The 24,360-nt window shown below is 66.1% G+C and carries 20 protein-coding genes, 1 tRNA gene and 1 pseudogene; 13 read left to right on the top strand and 9 right to left on the bottom strand.

Translation table 11 applies throughout. The features are described from left to right. Positions 1–87: 87 nt before the first annotated feature. The 7 genes from lon to P4826_RS00365 all read right to left on the bottom strand — a co-directional run bounded on the left by lon (position 88) and on the right by P4826_RS00365 (position 10,649). Complete coding sequence (gene lon, locus P4826_RS00395) at positions 88–2,514, bottom strand: endopeptidase La (protein ID WP_317702086.1); 2,427 nt, start codon at positions 2,512–2,514, stop codon at positions 88–90. Positions 2,515–2,634: 120 nt separating this feature from the next. After that, positions 2,635–3,900 carry an ATP-dependent Clp protease ATP-binding subunit ClpX gene (clpX, locus tag P4826_RS00390; protein WP_317702085.1) on the bottom strand — a complete coding sequence of 422 codons (1,266 nt, stop codon included), beginning with the start codon at positions 3,898–3,900 and terminating at the stop codon, positions 2,635–2,637. 100 nt (positions 3,901–4,000) lie between these two features. Continuing rightward, the gene (clpP, locus tag P4826_RS00385) at positions 4,001–4,609 is read right to left on the bottom strand and encodes an ATP-dependent Clp endopeptidase proteolytic subunit ClpP (RefSeq protein ID WP_317702084.1); all 609 of its coding nucleotides are present in this window, start codon (positions 4,607–4,609) and stop codon (positions 4,001–4,003) included. A gap of 122 nt (positions 4,610–4,731) precedes the next feature. Beyond that, positions 4,732–6,045: a trigger factor gene (gene tig / locus P4826_RS00380; protein ID WP_317702083.1), complete on the bottom strand. Its 1,314-nt coding sequence runs from the start codon at positions 6,043–6,045 to the stop codon at positions 4,732–4,734. Between the two features lie 70 nt (positions 6,046–6,115). After that, positions 6,116–6,202, bottom strand: a tRNA-Leu gene (locus tag P4826_RS00375). Between the two features lie 106 nt (positions 6,203–6,308). Next, a complete protein-coding gene (locus P4826_RS00370) occupies positions 6,309–9,446 on the bottom strand; it encodes an efflux RND transporter permease subunit (protein ID WP_317702082.1) in 3,138 nt (1,045 codons plus the stop codon). A gap of 9 nt (positions 9,447–9,455) precedes the next feature. Then, complete coding sequence (locus P4826_RS00365; RefSeq protein WP_317702081.1) at positions 9,456–10,649, bottom strand: efflux RND transporter periplasmic adaptor subunit; 1,194 nt, start codon at positions 10,647–10,649, stop codon at positions 9,456–9,458. A 91-nt stretch (positions 10,650–10,740) separates the two neighbouring features. Between P4826_RS00365 and hpnC the strand changes: the two genes are divergently transcribed. From hpnC to P4826_RS00340, 5 genes are read left to right on the top strand one after another with little or no spacing between them, the layout of a single operon-like run. Next, positions 10,741–11,628 (top strand): squalene synthase HpnC, encoded by an 888-nt coding sequence (gene hpnC / locus P4826_RS00360; RefSeq protein WP_317702080.1) that lies wholly within the window; start codon positions 10,741–10,743, stop codon positions 11,626–11,628. After that, positions 11,629–12,555 carry a prenyltransferase gene (locus P4826_RS00355; RefSeq protein WP_317702079.1) on the top strand — a complete coding sequence of 309 codons (927 nt, stop codon included), beginning with the start codon at positions 11,629–11,631 and terminating at the stop codon, positions 12,553–12,555. A 49-nt stretch (positions 12,556–12,604) separates the two neighbouring features. Then, the gene (gene hpnD, locus P4826_RS00350) at positions 12,605–13,447 is read left to right on the top strand and encodes a presqualene diphosphate synthase HpnD (RefSeq protein WP_317702078.1); all 843 of its coding nucleotides are present in this window, start codon (positions 12,605–12,607) and stop codon (positions 13,445–13,447) included. Then, positions 13,444–14,727: a hydroxysqualene dehydroxylase HpnE gene (gene hpnE / locus P4826_RS00345; protein WP_317702077.1), complete on the top strand. Its 1,284-nt coding sequence runs from the start codon at positions 13,444–13,446 to the stop codon at positions 14,725–14,727. Before hpnD ends, hpnE begins: the two co-directional genes overlap by 4 nt. A 2-nt stretch (positions 14,728–14,729) precedes the next feature. After that, complete coding sequence (locus tag P4826_RS00340; RefSeq protein WP_317702076.1) at positions 14,730–16,733, top strand: DUF3482 domain-containing protein; 2,004 nt, start codon at positions 14,730–14,732, stop codon at positions 16,731–16,733. A gap of 82 nt (positions 16,734–16,815) precedes the next feature. On the opposite strand, the gene P4826_RS00335 is transcribed toward P4826_RS00340, so the two are convergent. Then, the gene (locus P4826_RS00335; RefSeq protein ID WP_317702075.1) at positions 16,816–18,108 is read right to left on the bottom strand and encodes a YihY family inner membrane protein; all 1,293 of its coding nucleotides are present in this window, start codon (positions 18,106–18,108) and stop codon (positions 16,816–16,818) included. A gap of 21 nt (positions 18,109–18,129) precedes the next feature. Between P4826_RS00335 and P4826_RS00330 the strand changes: the two genes are divergently transcribed. From P4826_RS00330 to P4826_RS00295, 8 genes are all read left to right on the top strand, one after another. After that, entirely contained in the window at positions 18,130–18,558 is a 429-nt protein-coding gene (locus P4826_RS00330) for a DUF2069 domain-containing protein (protein ID WP_317702074.1), read from the top strand. Continuing rightward, positions 18,555–19,994: an FAD-binding oxidoreductase gene (locus P4826_RS00325; protein WP_317702073.1), complete on the top strand. Its 1,440-nt coding sequence runs from the start codon at positions 18,555–18,557 to the stop codon at positions 19,992–19,994. The genes P4826_RS00330 and P4826_RS00325 overlap by 4 nt, the downstream gene beginning before the upstream one ends. A 192-nt stretch (positions 19,995–20,186) precedes the next feature. Further along, positions 20,187–21,020, top strand: a complete 834-nt coding sequence (locus P4826_RS00320; RefSeq protein ID WP_317702072.1) for a thymidylate synthase — start codon at positions 20,187–20,189, stop codon at positions 21,018–21,020. Between the two features lie 25 nt (positions 21,021–21,045). After that, complete coding sequence (locus tag P4826_RS00315; RefSeq protein ID WP_317702071.1) at positions 21,046–21,396, top strand: hypothetical protein; 351 nt, start codon at positions 21,046–21,048, stop codon at positions 21,394–21,396. A 378-nt stretch (positions 21,397–21,774) separates the two neighbouring features. Beyond that, a complete protein-coding gene (locus tag P4826_RS00310; protein ID WP_317702070.1) occupies positions 21,775–22,101 on the top strand; it encodes a hypothetical protein in 327 nt (108 codons plus the stop codon). A 36-nt stretch (positions 22,102–22,137) separates the two neighbouring features. After that, a complete protein-coding gene (locus P4826_RS00305; protein WP_317702069.1) occupies positions 22,138–22,467 on the top strand; it encodes a toxin-antitoxin system TumE family protein in 330 nt (109 codons plus the stop codon). Further along, positions 22,464–22,865, top strand: coding sequence for an HVO_A0114 family putative DNA-binding protein (locus tag P4826_RS00300; RefSeq protein WP_317702068.1), 402 nt, complete (start codon positions 22,464–22,466; stop codon positions 22,863–22,865). Before P4826_RS00305 ends, P4826_RS00300 begins: the two co-directional genes overlap by 4 nt. Before the next feature lie 174 nt (positions 22,866–23,039). Beyond that, on the top strand, positions 23,040–23,981 hold the full coding sequence (locus P4826_RS00295; RefSeq protein WP_317702067.1) for an IS1595 family transposase: 942 nt from the start codon (positions 23,040–23,042) through the stop codon (positions 23,979–23,981). Positions 23,982–24,101: 120 nt separating this feature from the next. On the opposite strand, the pseudogene P4826_RS19690 reads toward P4826_RS00295, so the two are convergent. After that, positions 24,102–24,317 (bottom strand): annotated as a pseudogene (locus tag P4826_RS19690) (HepT-like ribonuclease domain-containing protein); the annotation flags it as partial. Positions 24,318–24,360: the final 43 nt, after the last annotated feature.

Raw genomic sequence — 24,360 nt, 5'->3', positions numbered from 1 at the left:
AGCCTGCCATTATATGGCGTTTCGCATCGACGGGATAAATTGTAGTCTACTTTTTGAGTCCCACAAGAAAAAAGCCGACTTTTTTCATCAGTGCTTCACAGAGCCCTGCACCACCTCACCGCCGGGCGCCACAGCAACCGCAGGCGTTACTTCGTGATCTGTCAGGGCAGCTGGCTTGCGCTCCAGCGCTACCTCAAGCACCTTGTCTATCCACCTCACGGGCACGATCTCCAGGCCACTCTTCACGTTGTCAGGGATCTCCTGCAAGTCTTTCACGTTTGCTTCAGGGATCAGCACTGTCTTGATCCCTCCGCGCAGGGCTGCCAGCAGCTTTTCCTTCAAGCCACCGATCTCGGTGACTTCGCCGCGCAATGTGATCTCACCGGTCATGGCGACATCGGCACGCACCGGTATGCCAGTGAATGCAGAGACGATGGCCGTGGTCATGGCAATACCAGCGCTGGGTCCGTCCTTGGGCGTAGCGCCGTCAGGCACATGCATATGCAAATCGCGTTTGTCAAACACCTCGTCCCGAATACCCCACAAATGCGCTCGGCTGCGCACCACCGTGCGTGCGGCCTCAATAGATTCCTTCATCACATCACCAAGCGAGCCTGTACGCGTAATGTTGCCCTTGCCAGGCATGGTGGCCACCTCGATGGTCAGCAAATCACCTCCCACCTCGGTCCATGCCAGGCCGGCCACCAAACCCACCTGGTTCTGCTTCTCTGCATGCCCATAGCTGAACTTGCGCACCCCCAGGTATTCGGACAAGTTGTCGGCCGACACCTCGACCTGTGGCTGCAACTTCTTGAGCTGCAAGCCCTTGACCGTCTTCCGGCAGATCTTGGACAGTTCACGCTCCAGCGAGCGCACGCCAGCCTCGCGCGTGTAGTAACGCACTATGTCGCGCACAGCCGACTCGGTGATTCGCAACTCCTCATCCTTGACGCCGTTGTTCGTCATCTGCTTGGGCAGCAGGTATTTGATAGCGATGTTGGTCTTCTCGTCCTCGGTATAACCCGATAGGCGAATCACCTCCATGCGATCGAGCAGAGCTGGCGGGATGTTCATCGAGTTGCTGGTAGCAACGAACATGACATCTGACAGGTCAAAATCAACCTCGACATAGTGATCACCGAACTTGTGGTTCTGCTCAGGGTCGAGCACCTCCAGCAGGGCGCTCGACGGATCCCCTCGGAAATCCGTACCCAGCTTGTCGATTTCATCCAGCAGAAACAGTGGGTTGCGCGCGCCAACCTTGTTCAGGCTTTGCAATACCTTGCCCGGCATGGCGCCGATGTAGGTGCGGCGGTGACCACGAATTTCGGCCTCGTCACGCATGCCTCCCAGCGCCATACGCACGTATTTGCGCCCAGTCGCCTTGGCAATGGACTGGCCCAGCGAGGTCTTGCCCACCCCCGGTGGCCCCACCAGGCACAGGATGGGCGCCTTCACCTTGTCCACGCGCTGCTGCACAGCAAGGTATTCCAGGATGCGATCCTTCACTCGATCCAACCCGTAGTGGTCTTCGTTCAATACATCTTCAGCGTACGCGAGATCGTGCTTGATCTTGGTCTTCTTGCTCCAGGGCATGCTGGTAAGCACATCGATGTAGTTGCGCACCACCGTAGCCTCGGCCGACATGGGAGACATCAGCTTGAGTTTTTTCAACTCACCCTCGGCCTTCTTGCGTGCCTCGGCGGGCATCTTGGCGGCCTTGATCTTTTTCTCGATCTCATCGATGTCTGCGCCATCCTCGCCCTCTCCGAGTTCCTTCTGAATGGCCTTGACCTGCTCGTTCAGATAGAAGTCGCGCTGGCTCTTTTCCATCTGGCGCTTCACACGGCCCCGGATGCGCTTGTCCACGTTCAGTATGTCAACCTCGCGCTCCAGCTGCTCAAAGAGGTTTTCCAGACGCAGCTTCACATCCGCCAGATCGAGCACACGCTGCTTGTTTTCCAGCTTCAACGGCAGATGTGCCGCAATGGTGTCGGCCAAACGGCCAGGATCGTCGATGCTGGCGATCGAAGTAAGAATCTCGGGCGGAATCTTCTTGTTCAGCTTGACGTACTGGTCAAACTGCTGCATCACCGCACGGCGCAGCGCCTCGATCTCGCTGGACTGGTCATCCTCGGACTCGACCTCGCCCGGCACGGGCGTTGTCGTGGCAGTGAAGTGTGACTCGGCCTCATGCACTGCATCCACCAGGGCGCGCTGCTGGCCTTCGACCAACACCTTCACCGTGCCATCGGGCAGCTTGAGCATTTGCAGGATGGTAGAAACGCAGCCGACTTCAAACATGTCGGACACCTGCGGCTCATCTTTAGCGGCCGCCTTTTGGGCCACGAGCATGATCCTGCGATCGGCATCCATGGCCGTCTCCAGGGCCTTGATGCTTTTGGGACGGCCCACGAACAGGGGGATCACCATATGGGGGAATACCACCACATCGCGCAGCGGCAGCAATGGCAGATCCAGGGGTGTAGCGGGCAGGGGCGTATGTCCAGACATGGGCATTCCTCAGGTAAGTCCATGGCATATGGTCCATGGACAGCGTTTTTCAACCCGGCGACACCACTGTCAGGCGCGCATGGCGCCAGTGGTCGCCGCAGCGGGACAAACTGGCGAGCCTCAGGCTGTCTTGACCGCCTCGCGGTAGAGCAACAGAGGCGCCTTGTTCTCTTCGATGGTGGCCTCGTCCACCACCACCTTTTCCACGTTGGAAACGTTGGGCAGGTCGAACATGGTGCCGATCAGGGATTGCTCCAGGATGGAGCGCAGCCCCCGCGCGCCCGTCTTGCGGGCAATGGCCTTGCGGGCAATGGCTTTGAGTGCGGCCGGGCGTATCTCCAGATCGACTCCCTCCATGCCCAGCAGCTTGCTGTACTGCTTGACCAGCGCATTCTTGGGCTCGGTCAGGATTTGCACCAGCGCATCCTCACCCAGTTCGGCCAGGGCGGTCACCACCGGCATGCGCCCCACGAGTTCGGGAATGAGACCGAACTTGATCAAATCCTCGGGCTCGATGTCCAGGTACACCTCTGTCAGCGAACGCTGCTTCTTGCTGCGCACGGCCGCACCAAAACCAATGCCCGAAGCCTCGGTACGGTTTTCGATGACCTTTTCCAGCCCCGCGAACGCGCCACCGCAGATAAACAGGATGTTGGTGGTGTCGATCTGCAGAAAGTCCTGGTTCGGATGCTTGCGTCCACCCTGAGGCGGCACGCTGGCCATGGTGCCTTCGATCAATTTCAGCAAGGCCTGCTGCACGCCCTCGCCCGACACGTCGCGCGTGATGCTCGGGTTGTCACTCTTGCGGCTGATCTTGTCGATTTCGTCGATGTAGACAATACCGCGCTGCGCGCGCTCGACGTCGTAGTTGCAGCTTTGCAGCAACTTCTGGACGATGTTCTCCACGTCCTCGCCCACATAGCCGGCCTCGGTCAACGTGGTGGCATCGGCCATCACGAAAGGAACATCAAGCTGACGCGCCAGGGTCTGAGCCAATAGCGTCTTGCCGGAGCCGGTGGGGCCGATGAGCAGGATATTGCTCTTGGACAACTCGACATCATCCTTGCCGGCCTTGTCCTTGTGGCGCAGGCGCTTGTAGTGGTTGTACACGGCCACGGCCAGGGTACGCTTGGCCTTTTCCTGGCCAATCACATAGCTGTCCAGGTTGGCCTTGATCTCGGCGGGCGTGGGCAGATCGCCCCGACCCTCGCGCGCAGCTTCACCCGCGGGTTGTTCGTCACGGATGATTTCGTTGCACAGGTCAATGCACTCGTCGCAAATAAAGACGGAGGGTCCGGCGATCAGCTTCTTTACTTCATGCTGGCTCTTGCCGCAAAAAGAGCAGTAAAGGGTTTTCTCGCTGGAGGAGCCTTTTTTATCGGCCATGGAAGCAATGCCTTATCACTGGGGAAGTCGGGAAGATGATAACGAAATAAAAACGGCGCTTCCCGCAGGGGGAAACGCCGCATCCGGGCAAATAAGGCCCTCAGGGGCGCTTGGAGATCACCTGATCAACGATGCCATAGTCCATAGCTTCGTCAGCGGTCATGAAATAGTCGCGCTCGGTGTCCGCCTTGACCTTCTCAATGGGTTGTCCAGTGCGCTCGGCGAGGATGCGGTTCATCTGATCCTTGGTGCGCAGGATATCCCGTGCGTGGATCTCGATGTCGGTCGCCTGCCCGCGCGCGCCGCCCAGCACCTGATGGATCATGATCTTCGAGTTGGGCAGGGAAAACCTCTTGCCCTTGGCACCGGCCGCCAGTAAAAACGCTCCCATGCTGGCCGCAAAGCCGCAGCACAGCGTGGACACGTCCGGCTTGATGAACTGCATGGTGTCGTAGATCGCCATACCAGCCGTGACACTGCCACCGGGGGAGTTGATATAGAACGAAATGTCCTTGTCCGGGTTCTCGCTCTCGAGGAACAGCAGCTGCGCCACCACCAGGTTGGCGGTCTGGTCATTCACCTCACCCACCAGGAAAATCACGCGCTCCTTGAGCAGGCGTGAATAAATGTCGTAAGACCGCTCGCCGCGGCCCGACTGCTCGATGACCATGGGAATCATGCCCAGGGCCCGTGTTTCCAATGCGCTCATGTATGTCTCCAGTCAGGCGGATACCGTATTCAGAAAAATAACATGGGGCCTGTGCCGCAAAGCACAAGCCCCGCAAAGCTTCACCGGTGGCGCGCCTCCATCAGGCGGACCACCTGCGTGTATCAGGCCTGCTGGCCCATCAGTTCGTCGAACGACACCGCCTTTTCGGTGACCTTGGCCCTGCCCAGGACGAAATCGGTGACATTGTTTTCAACGACCACGGCCTCCACCTCGGCCAGGCGTTGGCGGTCGCTGAAGTACCAGCGAATCACGTCTTCCGGCTTTTCGTAGCTGGCAGCCAGCTCGTCCACATGGGCCTTGAGCTGCTCGGGCTTGGCCTGCAGCTCGTTGGCGCGCACCAGCTCGGCTACCACCAGGCCCAGGCGCACGCGGCGCTCGGCCTGGGGACGGAAGATGTCGTCGGGGATCTCGGCCTTGTCGGCGTCCTTGATGCCGCGCTGCTTCAGGTCGGCGCGGGCGGATTCCAGCAGGCGGGCAACCTCGGCCTGGACGCTGGCGTTGGGCAAATCCAGCTCGGCCTTGGACACCAGGGCGTCCATCACTGCCGCCTTGTTGCGCGCCAGCAGGCGGAACTTGACTTCACGCTCCAGGTTTTTCTTGATGTCGGCGCGCAGGCCTTCGACGGTGCCGTCGGCAATACCTAGCGACTTCGCCAGCTGCTCGTTCACTTCGGGCAGGTGGGCGGCCTCTATCTTCTTCACGGTGACCAGGAAGTCGGCCGTCTTGCCGGCCACGTCCTTGCCGTGATAGTCCTCAGGGAAGGCCAGCGGGAAGGTTTTGCTTTCGCCAGACTTCATGCCGCGCACGGCGTCTTCGAATTCCTTGAGCATCTGGCCTTCGCCGACCAGGAACTGGAAGTCCTCGGCCTTGCCGCCCTGGAAGGGTTCGCCGTCAATCTTGCCCTCAAAGTCCACGGTCACGCGGTCGCCATCCTCGGCGGGCGCACCCTGGGCGCGCTGGGCAAAGCTGCGGCGCTGCTTGCGCAGAATGTCCACGGTCTTGTCGATAGCGACTTCGGTCACTTCGGCGGAGACCTTTTCCACCTCTGCCTCGGACAGGTCGCCGATCTTGACCTCGGGGAATACCTCGAACACGGCGTCAAAGCTGACCTGGCCCTCGGGGGCGCCATCCTTTTCGGTAATGCGCGGCTGACCGGCCACGCGCAGGTTGGCCTCGTTGGCGGCCTGGGCAAAGGCTTCACCGACCTTGTCGTTCAGCACCTCGTACTGCACCGAGTAGCCGTAGCGCTGGGCCACGACGCTCATCGGCACCTTGCCGGGACGGAAGCCGTCCATCTTCACGGTGCGGGCCAGGCGCTTCAAGCGCGCATCGACTTCGCTCTGGATGGTGGTGACAGGCAGGCTCAGCGTGATCTTGCGCTCGAGCTTTTCAAGAGTTTCAACCGTTACGGCCATGATGGTTCCTAGTGTCAGGGATGTGGATCGTGCCGACCTTGACGGCGCTGCGCTGCATCAAGGTCTCACGTGGTGCGCGGGGGGGGACTCGAACCCCCACACCATTGCTGGCGTCAGGACCTAAACCTGGTGCGTCTACCAATTTCGCCACCCGCGCGGTTCTTCAAGCCACCCGGATGGCCCCCTTGTTCAAGGCCACCCCGGTGAAATAGGTCAAACGTTGGATTTTACCTTGTCGCAAACCCGATTCTGTTTCGGCGGTCTCATTCGGGCTCCGAATCCGGTTTTTTCACCCGGAACCAGGCCGCGTACATGGCCGGCAAGGCCAGCAGCGTGAGCACCGTGGCGACGATCAAGCCACCCATGATGGCCACGGCCATCGGGCCCCAGAACACGTTGCGCGACAGGGGAATCATGGCCAGCACGGCGGCGGCGGCTGTCAGCGCGATCGGGCGCATGCGCCAGACGGCGGCGGTCACGATGGAGTCCCAGGTGGAACGGCCAGCGGCGCGGTTGAGCTCGATCTGGTCAATCAGGATCACGGAATTGCGCTGGATCATGCCCATGAGCGCAATTACCCCCAGCAGCGCCACGAAGCCGAACGGCCGGCCCAGCAACAGCAGCGCCCCGGCCACACCGGCAATGCCCAGTGGCCCGGTCAGAAAGACCAGCATGGAGCGGCTAAAGCTGTGCAGCTGCAGCATGAGCAGCGTGAACACAATGAACAGCATGATGGGTACGCCAGCCACGATGGAGGACGAGCCCTTGCTGCTCTCCTCCACCGCGCCCGCGACCTCGATACGCACGCCGTTGCCGCCGGTGGCCTGCCAGCGCGCCTCGAGCGTGCGCAGCTCGGGCAGCAACTGCTCGGTGATGGTGGCACCCTGCATGCCTTCCACCAGGTCGCCCTGCACGGTGATGGCGTAGTCGCGGCCGGAGCGCCACATCACCCCGGGCTCCCAGCTGAACACCGGCCGGGCGATCTGCGTGAGCGGAATGGAGCGCCCAGAGGCCGTGGGCAGATAGGCGTTGGCGATGCCGGAGATGGTGTCGCGCTCGTCCTGGCTCTGGCGCAGCACGATGTCGATCAGGCGATCACCCTCACGGTACTGGCCGACCGTGGTGCCGGTGAACATGGTGCGTGCCGCCTGGGCGATGGACTGGCTGCTCACCCCCAGGGCGCGGGCCTTCTCCTGGTCGATCTCCAGGCGCACGGCCTTCACCGACTCGTTCCAGTTGTCGTTCACGCCGATCATGTGGGTGTTGGCGCGCATCACGGTCTTGACCTCGTCGGCACGCTGGCGCAATACGGCCGGGTCGCTGCCGATCACGCGAAACTGCACCGGATAGGGCACGGGCGGGCCATTGGGCAGCAGCTTGACGCGGCCGCGCGCCTCCGGAAACTCGGTGGCCAGCAGCGCCGGCAGGCTGCGGCGCAACTGCTCGCGCTCGCCCAGGCTGGCGGCCTGCACGATGAACTGCGACACATTGCTCTGCGGAAACACCTGGTCCAGCGGCAGATAAAAGCGCGGCGTGCCCGAACCGACCCAGGTGGCCACGTTCTTCACCCCGGCCTGCTGCAACAGGCGCTGCTCCACGCGCAGCGTCACCTCCTCGTTGGCGGCAAACGAGGTGCCCTCGGGGTACCACAGCTCCACCATCACCTCGGGCCGGCTCGAATCAGGGAAGAACTGCTGCTGCACCCGCCCCATGCCCACCAGCCCCAGCGCAAAAATGGCCAGGGTGATGGCCAACGTGGTCCAGCGACGGCGCACGCACCAGTCCACCGTACGGCGAAAACGCGCATAGAACGGCGTGTCGAAGACCTCGTGCGGAGGCGCATCGGGGTCGTGCGGCTTGACCCGCAGCAGCAGCGTGCCCAGGTAAGGCACGAAGTACACCGAGACGATCCACGACAGCACCAGCGCGATCACCGTCACGGCAAAGATGGCGAAGGTGTATTCGCCGGTCACCGACTTGGCGATGCCGATCGGCAAAAAGCCGGCCGCCGTGATCAGCGTGCCGGTCAGCATGGGCATGGCCGTGATGTCGTAGGCAAAGGTGGCGGCACGCATCTTGTCGTAGCCCTCCTCCATCTTGCGCACCATCATCTCCACGGCAATGATGGCGTCGTCCACCATCAGCCCCAGGGCAATGATGAGCGAGCCCAGCGACACCTTGTGCAGCCCTATGCCGAAGTAATGCATGGCCAGAAAGGTGACGGCCAGCACCAGCGGGATGGTGATGGCCACCACCAGGCCCGGCCGCCAGTCCACGTACCAGCCAAAGCGCCCGCCCTTGTGCAGCCCCAGCGACACAAAGCTCACCGCCAGCACGATGACCACGGCCTCGATCAGCACCTTGACAAAGTCGTTCACCGACGCCGCCACGGCCGCCGGCTGGTCTTGCACCTGCGCCAGCTCCACGCCGGCGGGCAGGCGCTGCTGGATGTCGGCCACGGCGGCGCGCAGCGCCTTGCCCAGGGCGATGATGTCGCCGCCCTTGGTCATGGAGATGCCCAGCGCGATCACCTCCTGGCCCTGGAAGCGCACCTTGACGTCGGGCGGATCGACATAGCCGCGGTGCACCTCGGCAATGTCGCCCAGGCGCAGCTGGGCCTGGGACTGGGGTGCGCGAATCGGCATGGCGCGCAGCTGCTCCACGCTGGTGAACTGCCCGGCCACGCGCACCTGCACCATGTCCTGCGGCGTCTGTATGGTGCCGGCGCTCTCCACCGCGTTCTGGCTGCCCAGCTGCTGCAGCACGCCGGCCTGATCCAGCCCCAGCTGCGCCAGGCGCTTTTGCGAGACCTCGATCCAGATCTTCTCGGGCTGCACGCCGAACTGCTCGACCTTGGCCACGTCCTTCACGCGCAGCAGCCGCTGACGCGTGTCGTCGGCGAAGTCCTTCAATTCGGCGTAGCCGAAGCCCTCGCCGCGCAGCGCGTAGATCACGCCGTACACGTCGCCAAACTCGTCGTTGAAGAACGGCCCCTGGATGTTGCCCGGCAGGGTATGGCGCATGTCACCGATCTTCTTGCGCACCTGGTACCAGGTGTTGGCGACCTCGGCCGGCTTGGAGGAATCCTTGAGCTCGAAGATCACCTGCGACTCGCCCGGCTTGCTGTAGCTGCGGATCTTGTCGGCGTAGGGCACCTCCTGCAGCGTGCGCTCGATCTTGTCGGTGACCTGCTCGGCCACCTGCTGCGCCGTGGCGCCGGGCCAGTTGGTGTGGATCACCATGGCGCGGAAGGTGAACGGCGGATCCTCGTCCTGCCCCAGCTGGAAGTACGCGGCAAAGCCCAGCAGCATCAGCACCACCATCAGGTAGCGCGTCAGCGGCACATGTTCCAGCGCCCAGCGCGAGAGGTTGAAGCCCTTCTTGGGTTCCAGCAACGCCATGGCCTGCCCTCAACGCACCGCGGCAGGCGCCGCAGCTTTATCATTATTGATAGCTGCCGGCGCTTTATCTGCGGGCGTTTTGTCGAATTTTGGCTTGTATACCGTGACCTTTTGCCCAGGCGTGAGCACATGCACCCCCGAGGCCACCACCTGCATGCCGGGCGCCAGGCCGGCGGCGATCACGGCCTCGTTGCCGTCGGCCGTGGCCACCTGCACCACCTGCGAGCGCACCGTACCGCCGCCGCCGCCGCCGTCGCCCGGCTCGTACACCCACACCGCCGTCTCACCGCCCTCTTGGCGCAGGCTGCTCGTGGGCAGCTTGATGGCCTGCAGGCCCTCGGCCGCATGCCATTGCGGCGTGACATAGACCGTGGCCCCCAGCGGCGGCACATCCTTGGCCTGCACCGCTACCTTGACCAGGAAGGTGCGCGTCACCGGGTCGGCGCTGGCCGCCACCTCGCGCACCTCGCCCGGCATCAGCGTATCGGCCGACCAGGCACGCACCTGCACCGGCAGGCCCACGCGCAGCTGGCCCACCCTATCCTCGGGCACGAAGAACACCGCATCGCGCGGGCCGTCACGCGCAATGCGCACCACCGGCGTACCGGCCGCCACCACCTGGCCGGGCTCGGCCTCTATGCCCGTCACCACGCCGGCGGCATCGGCCAGCAGGCGCGTGTAGTCGGCCTGGTGGCCCTGCGTGGCCAGTTGCGCGCGCGCCTGATCAAGCTGCGCCTGGGCCGACTTGAGTTGCGCTTCGCGCCGATCCAGCTCGGCGCCGCTGATGAAGTTCTGCGCCTTGAGCTTGGAGAAGCGCTCAAAGTCCGCCGCCGCCAGATCGCGCTGCGTGGTCGCCGCCGCCACCTGGGCGCGCGCGGCCTGGGTGGCCAGGGCATAGTCGCTCACATCCAGGCGCGCCAGCAACTGGCCGGCCTGCACACGCTGGCCCAGCTCGGCCTGGCGCTGCACGATCTTGCCGGCGACGCGAAAACCGATGCGCGACTCGATGCGCGCGCGCACCTCGCCCGCATACTCCAGCTGCATCTGCAGCGCAGACGGCCCGACGGTCACGAGCTTGACGGAACGCACCGGCTCGGGCGCAGGCTCATGGCGCGAGCAGGCCGTCAGCAGCGCCACGCAGGCGGTCAGACTGCACAAAAAAAGCCCCGAACGGGGCCGCGTCAGGGCAGGAAAGCTTGGCATGGAACGAAGCGCGCCCAACGGCGCTTAATGACTGATCGGTTAGTAATTGGTTGGTAATCTATGTGAAACCTATTTTCACTGTCAAGCGACAATGCCGGCCGTGAACCCCAGCCCCTCATCACCCGACACCCTCGCGCCAGCCATGGCTGCGCCCGTCACGCATTACGAAAACTTTCCCGTCGCCTCGCTGCTGTGCCCGCCGGGGCTGCGGCAGCCGGTTGCCGCCATCTACGCCTTTGCGCGCACCGCCGATGACATTGCCGACGAAGGCGAGGCCACGGCCGGCGAACGCCTGTCCGACCTGGCCGCCTACCGCGCCGAACTGCGCGCGGCAGCCGCGGGCCAGGCACCCGGCGCACGCTGGGCCGGCGTGTTCGGGCCGCTGCAGGTCGCGCTGCAAAGCCACCGGCTGCCCACGGCGCTGCTCAAGGACCTGCTGGACGCCTTTGCCCAGGACGTGGCCATGACCGAGGCCGGCGCCTGCTACCCCGACCGCGAGGAGCTGCTGGACTACTGCCGGCGCTCGGCCAATCCCGTGGGGCGATTGCTGCTGCACCTGTACGGCGTGCAGGACGACGCTGCGTTGCGCGAAAGCGACGCCATTTGCAGCGCCCTGCAGCTCATCAATTTCTGGCAGGACCTGAGTGTGGACCTGCCACGCGGGCGCCACTACCTGACCGACGCCGACTGCGCCGCCCACGGCGTGGCGCGCGCCGACCTGGCGGCGCGCCAACGCTCGGCCGCCAGCGACCGCCTGATCCTGGACTGCGCCGCCTGGGCCCGCGCCCTGATGCTGCAGGGTGCCCCCCTGGTGCATCGTCTGCCGGGGCGAGCCGGCTGGGAGCTGCGCCTGGTGGTGCAAGGCGGCCTGCGCATCCTGGACAAGGTGGACGCGCTGCAGGGTGCCAGCCTGTGCCAGCGCCCGGTGCTGCGGCCGCTGGACTGGCTGCGCATGGCGGCGCGCGCGCTGGCGATGTAGATGGCGGGCAGCACACCCTCCCCGGCCCTGCTGTGGCGCATGACGCGCCCGGCGTTCCTGCTGCTCACCGTGGTCGCCTGCCTGCTGGGCACGGCCACGGCCGCCGCCTGTGGCTGTGGCCTGGACTGGTGGCTGGCGGCCGCCGCCACGCTGCTGGCGGTGCTGGCCCATGCAGCCGGCAACCTGCTCAACGACCTGCACGATGCCAAAAGCGGCGCCGACGCCGCCAACCACCAGGGCATCTACCCCTTCACCGGCGGCTCGCGGCTGATCCAGCGCGGCCTGGTCACCGAAGGCCAGACCGCGGCCCTGGCCCACACCCTGCTGCTGGTGCTGGTACCCGCCGGCCTGCTGCTGGCCGTGAAGACCGCCGGCGGCGTGCTACTGCTGGGCCTGGCCGGGCTGCTGCTGGTGTGGGCCTATTCGGCCCCGCCGCTGCGCCTGATGGCGCGCGGGCTGGGCGAGCCGGTGGTCGCGGGCGCCTGGTTTCTGGTGGTGCTGGGCAGCGACTATGTGCAGCGGCGCCAGTTCTTCATCATCCCGGCCAGCGCGGCGCTGAGTTTTGCGCTGCTGGTGGCGGCGCTGCTGCTCATCAACGGCTGCCCCGACGCCGATGCCGACGCGCGCGTGGGCAAGCACACCCTGGCCGTGCGTCTGGGGCCGCTGGGCGCGGCCTGGGCCTACCTGGGCCTGGTGCTGGCCGCGCACGGCTGGCTGGCGGCCAGCGTGTGGCTGCTGATACCGCCAGCCACGGCGCTGTGGGGGCTGGTGTCCCTGCCCCTGTCGCTGGCCGCAGCCAGCCTGCTGCTGCAGCGGGCGCATCAGCCCCAGCGCCTGAAACCGGCGCTGGCCCTCACCGTGGCGGCCACCCTGCTGCATGGTGTGGGCATGGCCGCGGGTTTTGCCCTGGTCGCGCTGCAGCATTGAGCCCGTGGCGCACATGGGACAATCGCCGCCCAGCCACCCCCGCCCCGCGATGAGTACCCCAGAACAATACGCACAGGAAAAGGCTGCCGCATCGGGCAGCAGCTTTTATTACGCCTTCCTGTTCCTGCCCAAGGAACGGCGCGCGGCCATCACCGCCTTTTATGCCTTTTGCCGCGAGGTGGACGATGTGGTGGACGAAGTCAGCGACCCCGGCGTGGCCCAGGCCAAGCTGGCCTGGTGGCAGGACGAGGTGGCCAAAGCCTTCGCCGGCCAGCCCAGCCACCCCGTGATGCAGGCACTGATGCCGCATGTGCCCGCACATGGCCTGCGCCAGGATCAGCTGCAGGCGGTCATCGAAGGCTGCCAGATGGATCTGGAGCAGGCGCGCTACGCCGACTTTCGCAGCCTGCAGCGCTACTGCCACCTGGTGGCCGGCGTGGTGGGCGAGGTGGCCGCGCAGATCTTCGGCCAGCAAGACGCGCACACCACGCAGTATGCGCACAAGCTGGGCCTGGCCTTCCAGCTCACCAACATCATCCGCGACGTGGGCGAGGACGCCATGCGCGGGCGCATCTACCTGCCGGTGAGCGAACTGCAGCAGTTCGAGGTCACGGCCAATGAAATCAGCAACCGCACATATTCCGACCGTTTCACCTCCCTGATGCGTTTTCAGGCCGAGCGCGCCCACCTGTTCTACGACCAGGCCCTGGCCCTGCTGCCCGAGGTGGACCGGCGCACGCAAAAGCCCGGCCTGATGATGGCCAGCATCTACCGCACGCTGCTGCGCGAGATCGAGGCCGACGGCTTTCAGGTGCTGCACCAGCGCACCAGCCTGACACCGCTGCGCAAGTTCTGGCTGGCCTGGAAGATGCAGGCACTGGGTCTGATGTGAAGGTTGCCGTCATCGGCGCCGGCTGGGGCGGCATGGCCGCCGCCGTGCAGGCGGCGCAGGCCGGCCACGCTGTCACCGTCTTCGAGGCCGGCCGCGCGCCGGGCGGGCGCGCCCGCGCCGTGGCCGCGCAGCGCGCCGACGGCACGCCGGTGCTGCTGGACAACGGCCAGCACATCCTGATAGGCGCCTACACCGAATGCCTGCGACTGATGCGCGCCGTGGGCGTGGACCCCGACCAGGCCCTGCTGCGCCTGCCGTTGCAGCTGGTCTTTCCTGACGGCGCCGGCCTGCAGCTGCCCGATGTTCCACCGCCCTGGGACGCGCTCACCGGCATCGCCCGCGCACGCGGCTGGAGCCTGGGCGAGCGCCTGGCGCTGCTGGCGCGCGCGGCACGCTGGCGCCTGGCCGGCTTTGCCTGCCCACCGGGCACCAGCGTGGCCGGCCTGTGCGCCGGCCTGCCGGGCAGGCTGATCGATGAATTCATAGACCCGCTGTGCGTCTCGGCCCTGAACACCCCCGCTGGCGCGGCCTGCGGCCAGGTGTTCTTGCGCGTGCTGCGCGACAGCCTGTTTGCCGGGCGCGGCGGCTCCAACCTGCTGCTGCCGCGGCGCGACCTGGGCGCGCTGTTCCCGGAGCCCGCAGCGCGCTGGCTGCAGGAGCGCGGCCACGCCGTGCATCTGGGCCGGCGCGTGCAGACCCTAGCGCGGGGCGGCGCAGGCTGGCTGGTGGACGACGAGCCATTCGATGCCGTGCTGCTGGCCAGCGGCAGCCACGAGGCCGCGCGCCTGGTGGCGCAGGCCGGTACCACTGCGGCCCTGCAGTCCTGGGCCGCCTGCGCACAGGCCCTGCGCCATGGCGCCATCGCCACCGTCTATGCCGAACTGCCCGGGGCCCCCGCCGCCCTGCTGGCGCGCCCCATGCTGGCGCTGCGCCCGCGCGCCGGGCGCCCGGCGCAGTTCGTCTTCGACCGCGCGCGGCTCGATGGCCAGCGCGGCCTGCTGGCCTTCGTGGTCAGCGCCTTCGAGGGCGAGCGCGCCCAGCTGGAGCGCGAGGTGCTGGCCCAGGCCGCCGAAGACCTGGGCCTGCCCGGCCTGCGGGTGGTGCAAACCGTGGTGGAAAAGCGCGCCACCTTTGCCTGCACGCCCGCCCTGGCGCGACCGCCGCGCCACATCGCGCCCGGCCTGCAGGCCTGCGCCGACTATGTGGCCGGCCCCTACCCTGCGACACTGGAGGGCGCCGTGCTGCATGGGGTGGCCGCGGCGCAGGATTTGAAAGGGTAGCCATGCACCTGAGCTGGCAAGAACTGCGCACCGTGACGCTGGCCCAGGCCCTGGAGCGGGCCGACACCGAACGCACCCTGGTCAGCCAGATCGAATGGGACGAGGCCACGCGCCAGGCGCTGGCCGCCGCACGCGAGCGCGGCGCGCAGCGCGTGGGCGTGGCCGAGGTGGTGCTGGAGCGATCGGCCGCCGTCGTCGCCCGGGCCGCCGGGCGCAACGCCGGCGTGGCCGCGCTGCAGCAGCCGGGCGCGCTGCTCTGGCTGGCGCGCGGCCTGCCGCTCCTGGCCCTGCTGCTCGGGCTGCTGCTCGACCGCATTGCCAACGCCCACCGGGTGGATCTGCTCTCGCCCCCACTGCTGGCGGTGCTGGGCTGGAACCTGGTCATCTACGCCGTGCTGGCCTGGCGCGCCCGGCGCTCGGGCAGCGCCCCCACCGCGCTGGCGGCGCTGCAGCAATGGCTGCTGCGCCGCCAGGCCCATGCCGGGCCGGCCGGGCGCAAAAGCCTGGCCACACGCATTGCCGCCGACTTTGCCGCGCACTGGGCGGGCCAGACGCACGCACGCTTTGCCCGGCAGGCCGCCGCCGTGCTGCACCTGTGCGCCGCCGCCTGGGCTGCGGGCATTGCCCTGTCGCTGCTGCTGCGCGGGCTGGTGGTGAGCTACCGCTTCGGCTGGGAGAGCACCTTTCTGGATGCCAGCCAGGTACACGCCATCGTCAGCCTGCTGTTTGCGCCGCTGACGCTGTTTGGCCTGGCGCCGTTTTCGCTGCAGGACATTGCCGCCACGCAGAACTTTGCCGGAGAAGGCGTGGCCGGCGCCCGCTGGGTGTGGATGTATGTCGGGCTGCTGGCCCTGGTGGTGGTGCTGCCGCGCCTGTTGCTGGCGGCCTGGGCCGGCTGGCAGCAGGCAAGGCTGGCGCGGCAATGCACGCTGGATACCGAGGGCCGCGACTTCGACGCGCTGCGCCAGGCGCTGCCGGCCGACCTGCACATCGGCCTGCTGTGCACCCACCCCATCCAGCCCGAGGCGCTGCACGCCCTGCTGGCGCCGCACGCCGGGCATGGCGCCATGGATAGCCCCCAGGGCGACCGGCTGCACCTGGCCCCACCCAGCGAACCGGCCGGCCCCGTCGATGCCGTGATCGCCTGGGGCGACGCACCCGCGCCCGAGGCGCCCGCCGCCTGGCAGACGGCCCCGCGCGGACGCCTGGGCGCGGCGGAGTTTGGCGCCAGCTGGGTGCAGGACGGCGCGCTGTTCGCACGCCTATCCAGCCTGCTGCCCGAGCGGCGCCAGGCCCTGCAGCGCCTGGGCGACGCCTGGCAGGCGCGCAACGAGGCGCTGTTCACGCAATCACTGCAGGCCCTGGCCCAGCACCTGCACGCCTGCGCCGCCCTGGGTCCGGGCGTGGATGGTGCGGGCCGCCATGCCCAGCTGCTGCAGGCGCTCGATGCCCGGCTGGCCGAGTTGCACGGCCTGGGCGCGGTTGTCCGGCCGCTGCCCGCCCAGCTGCCCCCGCCCGCGCAGCCGGCGCAGCAGCGCGGCAGCGACAACAAGGCCCTGGCCGTGGGCACATCGGCCGGTGCCGCCGCCGGTGCCGCCGCCGGCGCCAAGGTGGGCGCGATGATCGATGTGGGCACGGGCGGCCTGACCCTGGGCCTGGGCACGGCCCTGGGCGCGCTGCTGGGCGGCGGCACCGCCTGGGCAGTGCGCAATCTGCAAAAGAAGGACGCGCAGCTGGAGGGCGCGCAAGACCTGCTGCAGCACATGGCCGAGGCCGCCTGCACGCGCTACCTGGCGCTGGCCCACCTGGGGCGCGTGCCGGCCGAACAGGCGCAGGAACTGGGCGCGCGCTGGCAGGCCGAGGTCACCGGCACGGTGGCCGCGCATTGGAGCGAGCTGAACACAGCCCTGCGCGCCGATCCCCCAACCAGCGACCCGCTGCAGCCGCTGCTGGGCAGCATGCTGCGCGGCATCTTGCAGCGCAGCTTTGTCGCCGAGGCGCCCTGATGGGAACGCCGGCACCTTGCGGGCAAGATGCCAAAATATTAATCAAGTAGGCATCTAGCGCTTACCCATCAAGCGTAATCAGCTATTTTTTCAATAGTGACTGCGGCGGCATGCCAGGCGCCTGCGGCCGCTCCAGCACATCGGCCAGCCGCAGCACCTCCAGGCCGGTATGGCCCCAGAAGCGCTCCAGCGCCTCGGTGCGCGTGAGCAGCAGGCGCTGCACCAGCGGCTCCATGTGCGTCGTGGCGGGGTCGGCCAGCAGCACATAGCGCGCATCCACCGAGCCGGGCGCGCCGGTGGCGGCCTCATTCACCTGCACCACCCAGTCGAGGGCCGTGAGCGCGTCCAGCACCGGCTCCAGCTGCAGCACCTCGACGCCCAGGCGCTGGGCCAGCTGCGCGGCCGTGAGGCCATGCGCGGCCTGGCCGCGTGCGCCATGCAGCTGCTGCAGCGCCTCCACGGCCAGCAGGAAGGGCCAACCCTGCCCGCCGGCGCGCCGCGCCACGCCCGCCAGCAGACTGGGCAGATAGGCGGCCACCACCGCGCCCAGCAGCACGATGACCCAGGCCATGTAGATCCACAGCAGCAATATGGGCAGGGTGGCAAAGGTGCCGTAGATCACCGAATAGGTGGGCACCTTGGCCAGGTACAGGCCCAGGCCCTTTTTGGCCAGCTCCATGGCCAGCGACACGAACAGGCTGCCGGCCCAGGCGTCGCGCCAGTGCACCTGGGTGTTGGGCACATAGCGGTACATGGCGGCCACGCCGGCGGCCAGCAGCAAAAATTCGATCGCGTCCAGCAATAGGCGTGCGCCGCCGGGCAGCGTGGCGCCCAGCTCGCGCGAGGCGGCGCCGGCGATGGCCGTGGTCAGCGCCAGGCTGGCCGCCAGCACCAGCGGGCCCAGCGTCATCGCGGCCCAGTAGATCAGCACGCGCTGGCCCAGCGGGCGCAGCCGGCGCACGCGCCAGATGCCGTTGAGCGTGCGGTCTATCGTCAATATCAGCGCCAGCGCCGTCACCATCAAGATGGAAAAGCCCGCCGCCCCCAGCCCCCCGGCCTTGGCCGCGAACTGCGTCAGATAGCCCAGCACCGGGCGCGAGATGCTGTCGGGCACCAGGCTGTCGATGAGCCAGCGCTGCAGCATCAGCTGCATCTTGCCAAAGATGGGAAAGGCCGCGAACACCGCCAGCGCCACGGTGAAGAACGGCACCAGGGCCAGCAGCGTGGTAAAGGTGAGGCTGCTGGCGGTGACGCCCAGCCGGTCCTCGCGAAAGCGCTCGCGCAGCATATGGGCCGTGGTACGCCAGGGGAAATGCGACAGTTGAACCCACCACGCCTCAAGGCTCTGCGCAGTGGCATTAAGGGAAAACGCCATGGCCGATATGATGCCAGCCCCATGCAGTCAGAAACCGCCCCCCCGCCCTCTCCCATCCTCCCCGATGTCAGCACCGATGTCGCCGCCACGCGCTGGCTGGCCGTGGGTAGCCTTCTGGGCCTGATCCTGCTCTGCCTGGCCTGGGAGCTGTGGCTCGCCCCCCTGCGCCCGGGCGGCACCTGGCTGGCCCTCAAGGCCCTGCCGCTGGCCCTGCCGCTGGCGGGGCTGCTCAAGCGCCGCATGTACACCTACCGCTGGGTCAGCCTGCTGGTGTGGCTGTACTTCACCGAAGGCGTGGTGCGCGCCTGGAGCGACCCGGCCCCCGGCAACTGGCTGGCCGGCGCCGAAATCCTGCTGTGCCTGCTGCTGTTCACCGCCTGCGCCATGCATGTGCGCCTGCGCCTGGCGGCGGCCAAGGCATCTACCCAACCTGCCACGGAGCCCACATGACCACCGCCCTGCTCGACACCCTGCGCCAGATCGTCGGCGCCGCCCATGTGCTGACGCACGAAGACCCCACCACCGACCTGACGGCCTATGAGCAGGACTGGCGCAAGCGCGCCACCGGCCGCGCCCTGGCCGTGGTGCGCCCGGCCTCCACCGCCGAGGTGGCCGCCGTGGTCAAGGCCTGCGCGGCGGCGCGCACTGCCATCATCCCCCAGGGCGGCAACACCGGCCTGTCGGTGGGCGGCACGCCCGACGCCAGCGGCACCCAGGTGGTGCTGAGCCTGACGCGCATGAACGCGGTGCGCGCCATCGACCGCGACAACCTGACCATGACGGTGGAGGCCGGCTGCATCCTGCAGACCCTGCAGGAAACCGCGGACAAGGAGGGTCTGCTGTTCCCCCTGAGCCTGGCCGCCGAGGGCAGCTGCACCATAGGCGGCAACCTGGGCACGAATGCCGGCGGCACCCAGGTCGTGCGCTACGGCAACGCGCGCGAGCTGTGCCTGGGCCTGGAGGTGGTCACGCCCCAGGGCGAGGTGTGGGACGGCCTGTCCGGCCTGCGCAAGGACAACACCGGCTACGACCTGCGCAATCTGTTCATTGGCAGCGAGGGCACGCTGGGGGTGATCACCGCCGCCACCATGAAGCTCTATCCGCAGCCCGCGGCCCAGCTCACGGCCTGGGCCGCCGTGCCGGACATGGCGGCCGCCGTGCGCCTCTTGGGCCTGGCACACCAGCACCTGGGCGCGGGGCTGACGGGCTTCGAGGTCATGGGGCAGTTTGCGCTGTCGCTGGTGATCAAGCACATGCCCCAGCTGCGCGTGCCGTTCGCCGGATTGAAGGGCGCGCCGCCCTACTACGTGCTGCTGGAAAACAGCGACAGCGAATCCGAACAGCATGCGCGCGAGCGCTTCGAGACGCTCCTGGAGCTGGCGTTTGAAGACGGCTGCGTGCTCGACGCCGTGGTGGCCGAGAGCCTGGCCCAGGCGCACGAGCTGTGGCATATCCGCGAGAGCATCCCCCTGGCCCAGGCCGAGGAAGGCCTGAACATCAAGCACGACATATCGATTGCCGCCTCGCGCATCCCGGCCTTTGTGGAGCACACCGACGCGCTGCTGGCGCGCGAGATTGCCGGCGTGCGCCTCGTCAACTTCGGCCACCTGGGCGACGGCAATCTGCACTACAACGTGCAGGCGCCCGAGGGCGGCGACGCGCGCGATTTCCTCGCCACCCAGGAGGATCGCGTGAACCAGCTGGTCTATGACGCGGTGGCGCAGTTCGGCGGCTCCTTCTCGGCCGAACATGGCGTGGGCCAGCTCAAGGCCGATAAGCTGGCGCAGTACAAGTCGCCCGTGGCCCTGTCGATGATGCGCGCCATCAAGCAGGCGCTGGATCCGCAGGGACTGATGAACCCCGGCTGCATTCTTCAAAAACAATAGCTTCCTGCGCTTGAAAGATAAGCGCTAGAGCCACTTTAAATACCAGAATTGTCATGCTGTGCAAGCCCCTCACCCCTCCCTCTCCCCAAAGGGGCGAGGGCGACCGGTCGCGCCCCGGTCTTTCTCCCTCTCCCTCTGGGCAGAGGGCGGGGGTGAGGGCCAGCCACCCTAATCCCAAACATGCCACCCACCATGACCCCACCCCCCATACGCAGCCAATACGAAGACTTCATGCGCCATGTGTTCGAGCATGGCGTCAGCAAAGGCGACCGCACCGGCACCGGCACGCGCAGCGTCTTCGGCCACCAGATGCGCTTTGACCTCTCGGAAGGCTTTCCGCTGATCACCACCAAGAAGGTGCACCTGCGCTCCATCATCCAGGAGCTGCTGTGGTTCCTGACCGGCTCCAGCAACAATAATTGGCTCAAGGATCGCGGCGTGACAATCTGGGACGAATGGGCCCGCCCCGACGGCGACCTGGGGCCCGTCTACGGCGTGCAGTGGCGCAGCTGGCCGACGCCCGACGGCGGCCACATCGACCAGATCGCGCAGGTGGTGCAGCAGCTCAAGACCAACCCCGACAGCCGCCGCATCATCGTGAGCAGCTGGAACGTGGCCGAGCTTGACAAGATGGCGCTGATGCCGTGCCATGCGTTCTTCCAGTTCTACGTGGCGCCATCGCAGGTGGCCGGCGAGCCGGGCAAGCTAAGCTGCCAGCTCTACCAGCGCAGCGCCGACATATTCCTGGGCGTTCCGTTCAACATCGCGTCATATGCCCTGCTCACCCACATGCTGGCCCAGCAATGCGACCTGGCCGTGGGCGACTTCATCTGGACCGGCGGCGACTGCCATATCTACAGCAACCACTTCGAGCAGGTGCAAACCCAGCTCGCGCGCGCGCCCTATGCCTACCCCACGCTGAATATCAAGCGCCGGCCGGCGTCGATCTTTGATTACGAGTACGAGGATTTCGAGGTGCTGGGCTATGAGTGCCATCCGGCCATCAAGGCGCCGGTGGCGGTGTGAGCCCTGATCATTCAGCGAGAATTTCATGGACCTGGCACAAAAATCCGACGCGGAAATCCTGGCCGTGGTAGACCCCATCATGGACAACCTGATGGACGCCTCCACGGCCATCGACTATGACCGGCATGTCCGCGACTTCACCGACCGCGCCAGGAGTGTCATGCCCAGGGAGTTGCTGCAGGCCATCTGCAAGGACTATCAAGCGTCCAAGGGCTTCTTTACCAGGCGCGAGTTCGTCGCTGTATTCAGACGCACGGACTCCGTCGCGGTCGTGTGGCGGCAGTGGTTCACCAAACAGCCCGGCGAGTTCGTGGCCGAGCTGGTGTTGGTGCAGCGTGACGGCAGGTACCTCGTCGATCACGTCATGGTCTTTTAGCTTGCCTCACCGCGCAGATCAACAACGGTATAGCGAAGCTGCACTCCCTGATCCGCGTTTGTGCGACACATCATCTGTCGCATCAACTGATTTACGACAATCAAACTGTCGCAATCCTGCCTCCCCCCGGCACAGCCTCGTCCATACCACGCATCACCCCTCAGCAAGAGTTGGCGGCAGAGATCGCCGACCCGTGCGAGCAGGCCTTCTCTTTGGTGATGCACCTGCCCTACCTGCAGCCCTTTGAGGACGTGAACAAGCGCGTGTCGCGGCTGGCGGCCAACATCCCGTTCATCCGCCACAACCTCTGCCCGCTGTCCTTCATCGACGTGCCGCAGCAGGCCTATGTGGATGCCATGCTGGGCGCGTACGAGCTGAATGCTGCGCGACATGTTTGTGTGGGCCTACGAGCGCTCATGCCAGCAGTACGTCGCCGTCCAGCAGCACCTGGTGCCACCGGACATCTTTCGGATGCGCCACCGACTGGCACTAGCCGAGGTGATTGCCGCCATCGTGCGACAAGGAGTGGCGGCAACGGAGCAGACCGTGAGGGGCAAGATCCAGTCTTCGGTACCGGCAGCCGAGCACGCGCATTTCACGGCCTTGGTGCTGGCCGAATTCGCCACACTGCACATGGGCAACGCGGTGCGGTTTGGGTTCATAGAACGCGCGCTGGCATTGGCGAACGCACGGACTCGGCCTTGACTGCAGGGTTGATCTGATAGATCATTCCTGCGGCCGATGAAAGCTTCCAAGATCCAAGAAATTTATGCCCCAAAGGATGTAACCATTCCGACAAGGCTGGGCGGCGGATTCCTGAAGGAGCGGGGCATCCGTGAGTTGCAGTCCAAGAAGGCCATCAGTTACGCGCTGGCCTACATCAACCCACTGATCTTCAGCGGCGACAACGGCCGGGTGCTAGGGTATGACAACAGCCACGGCTACTCGCATCGGCACTACATGGGTGCCATCAGGCCGGAGCCCTTCACCAGCTACGAAGAGCTTTACGACCGGTTCGAGCAAGAGTGGCAGGCGATTGCCGTCAAATTCGTCAATGGAGAAGAGGTATGACGAAGCAAACGATCACGCTGGCGGATTTCGCCAAAAACCCCGTGCTGCAGGAGCATTCCCGCAAAAGCAAGGCTGTTGCACGCGCGTTAGACAAAAAAGCGGACAGGCTGCCGTATTCCAAGACCTTCACCAGCTTCGAATTCGAAGACTTCCTGAGCCAGCTCACGCCCAAGCGGTTCGAGTTGCTGCGACTGGCCAGCAAAGGGCGGCTATCCATTGCAGAGTTGGCGACTGCAGCCCACCGCGACCAGAGTGCCGTCTCGCGCGACGTTGCCAAGCTGAGCCAACTGGGCTTGGTCGAGGTGGAGGTGGTTACTAATGAAGGGCACGGGCGAAAAAAAATCGTGCTGCCTGTCGCCGCCACAATCTCCATCAACGCGTCGATTGCAGCGGCTTAAGTTATTCGACGGCATCGCCACCACCGCCTCGGCCTGGCCGTGGACTCCAACGGTCAGGGCTGGTTTGCCTTAGGCTCTTTTCGCGAAACGTATGGATGAGATCTTTATTCCAGCCCGTTAGCCCCCAGCTGAAGTACATGGCGCACGTGCGCCTTCCACGTACGGGAGCCGAACATGAAGCGACCCAAACTTCATCAGTTGATGCAGGCCATTGCCCGGTTGAGCTGGCGCCAACGCAGGGTGCTGCAGGCCCAGCTGGCCGCGCTGCAAGCGCGAGAGGCCTCCATTGAAACCATCGAATCGCAAGCGCCTGGCCGCTGCCCCCATTGCGGCGGCACGCACTTCGTCAAGAACGGCTTCGCCCGAGGCCTGCAGCGCTTTCTGTGCCGTGGCTGCGCTCGCACCTTCAACGCGCTGACAGGCACGCCGCTGAGCAAGCTGCACCTGCGGGGCAAATGGCTGGCGTACGCCCAGGCGATCGACCAGGGCCTGAGCATTCCCCAGGTGGCACAGCAGCTGGACATAGCCTGGAGCACTGCGTTTCGCTGGCGCCACCGCTTCTTGCAGCTGCCCAGTCAACGGCAGGCCTGCGCGCTGCACGGCATTGCCGAGGCGGACGAGTCCTACTTCCTCGAATCGTGCAAAGGCCAGCGGGCGCTGGCGCGCAAGGCGCGCCGGCGTGGCGGCAAGGCCAGCCAGCGCGGCGTGAGCAAGCAACAAATACCCGTGCTCATGGCGCGCGACCGCGCGGGCGCCACCGCCAACATCATCGTGGCGCGCACCAGCGCTGCCGAGCTCAGCGCCGCACTGGCGCCCCTGTTGCCCAAGGACACCGTGCTGTGCACCGACAGCAGCAGCTCACTGGCGGCTGCGGCCCAGTTGTTGGGCGTGCAACACCACAGCATCAACGTCAGCGCCGGCATTCGCGTCGATGGGCCTTGGCATGTGCAGAACGTCAATGCCTACGTCAGCCGCTTGCGCGGCTGGATGCGCCGCTTCAAGGGCGTGGCCACCAAGTACCTGGCGTCGTACCTGGGCTGGTTTCGCATGCTTGACTGCACCCCTGGGGCAGCCCCGCAGCCCGCGTCGGTGCTGGCTTTGGCTATGCATGGGTGAGTCCATCCATACGTTTCGCGAAAAGAGCCTTGCCTTATCGGCCTGCTGGCGCACGGCAGGCAAAAGCTTCAGCAATTCTGGCAGCGCCGTTTGCACGGTGTCCCACACAACGTCCAGATTGATGTCGAAATCGCCGTGGGCAATGCGGTTGCGCATGCCGCGCATATTGCGCCACGGCACCTGTGTTTGTGCCTGCACAAAACCGGGGTAGCCGTCCATCACCTTGGTGGCGGAACGCCCAAGATGATGAGGCTCATGATGACGGCCTGCTGGGTAACGCTTTTCCTGGCGGAAATCTTCCTGTGCCAGCCCTTCGACGAAGGCGCACGCGTCCATGGCCGCCTGCTGCATGTGATCGAGATAGTCTGCCAGGCGGTTT

Source organism: Diaphorobacter limosus (assembly GCF_033100095.1).
In the GTDB taxonomy this organism is placed as follows: domain Bacteria; phylum Pseudomonadota; class Gammaproteobacteria; order Burkholderiales; family Burkholderiaceae_C; genus Alicycliphilus; species Alicycliphilus limosus.
This window is presented reverse-complemented; position numbering and strand designations above follow the sequence as displayed.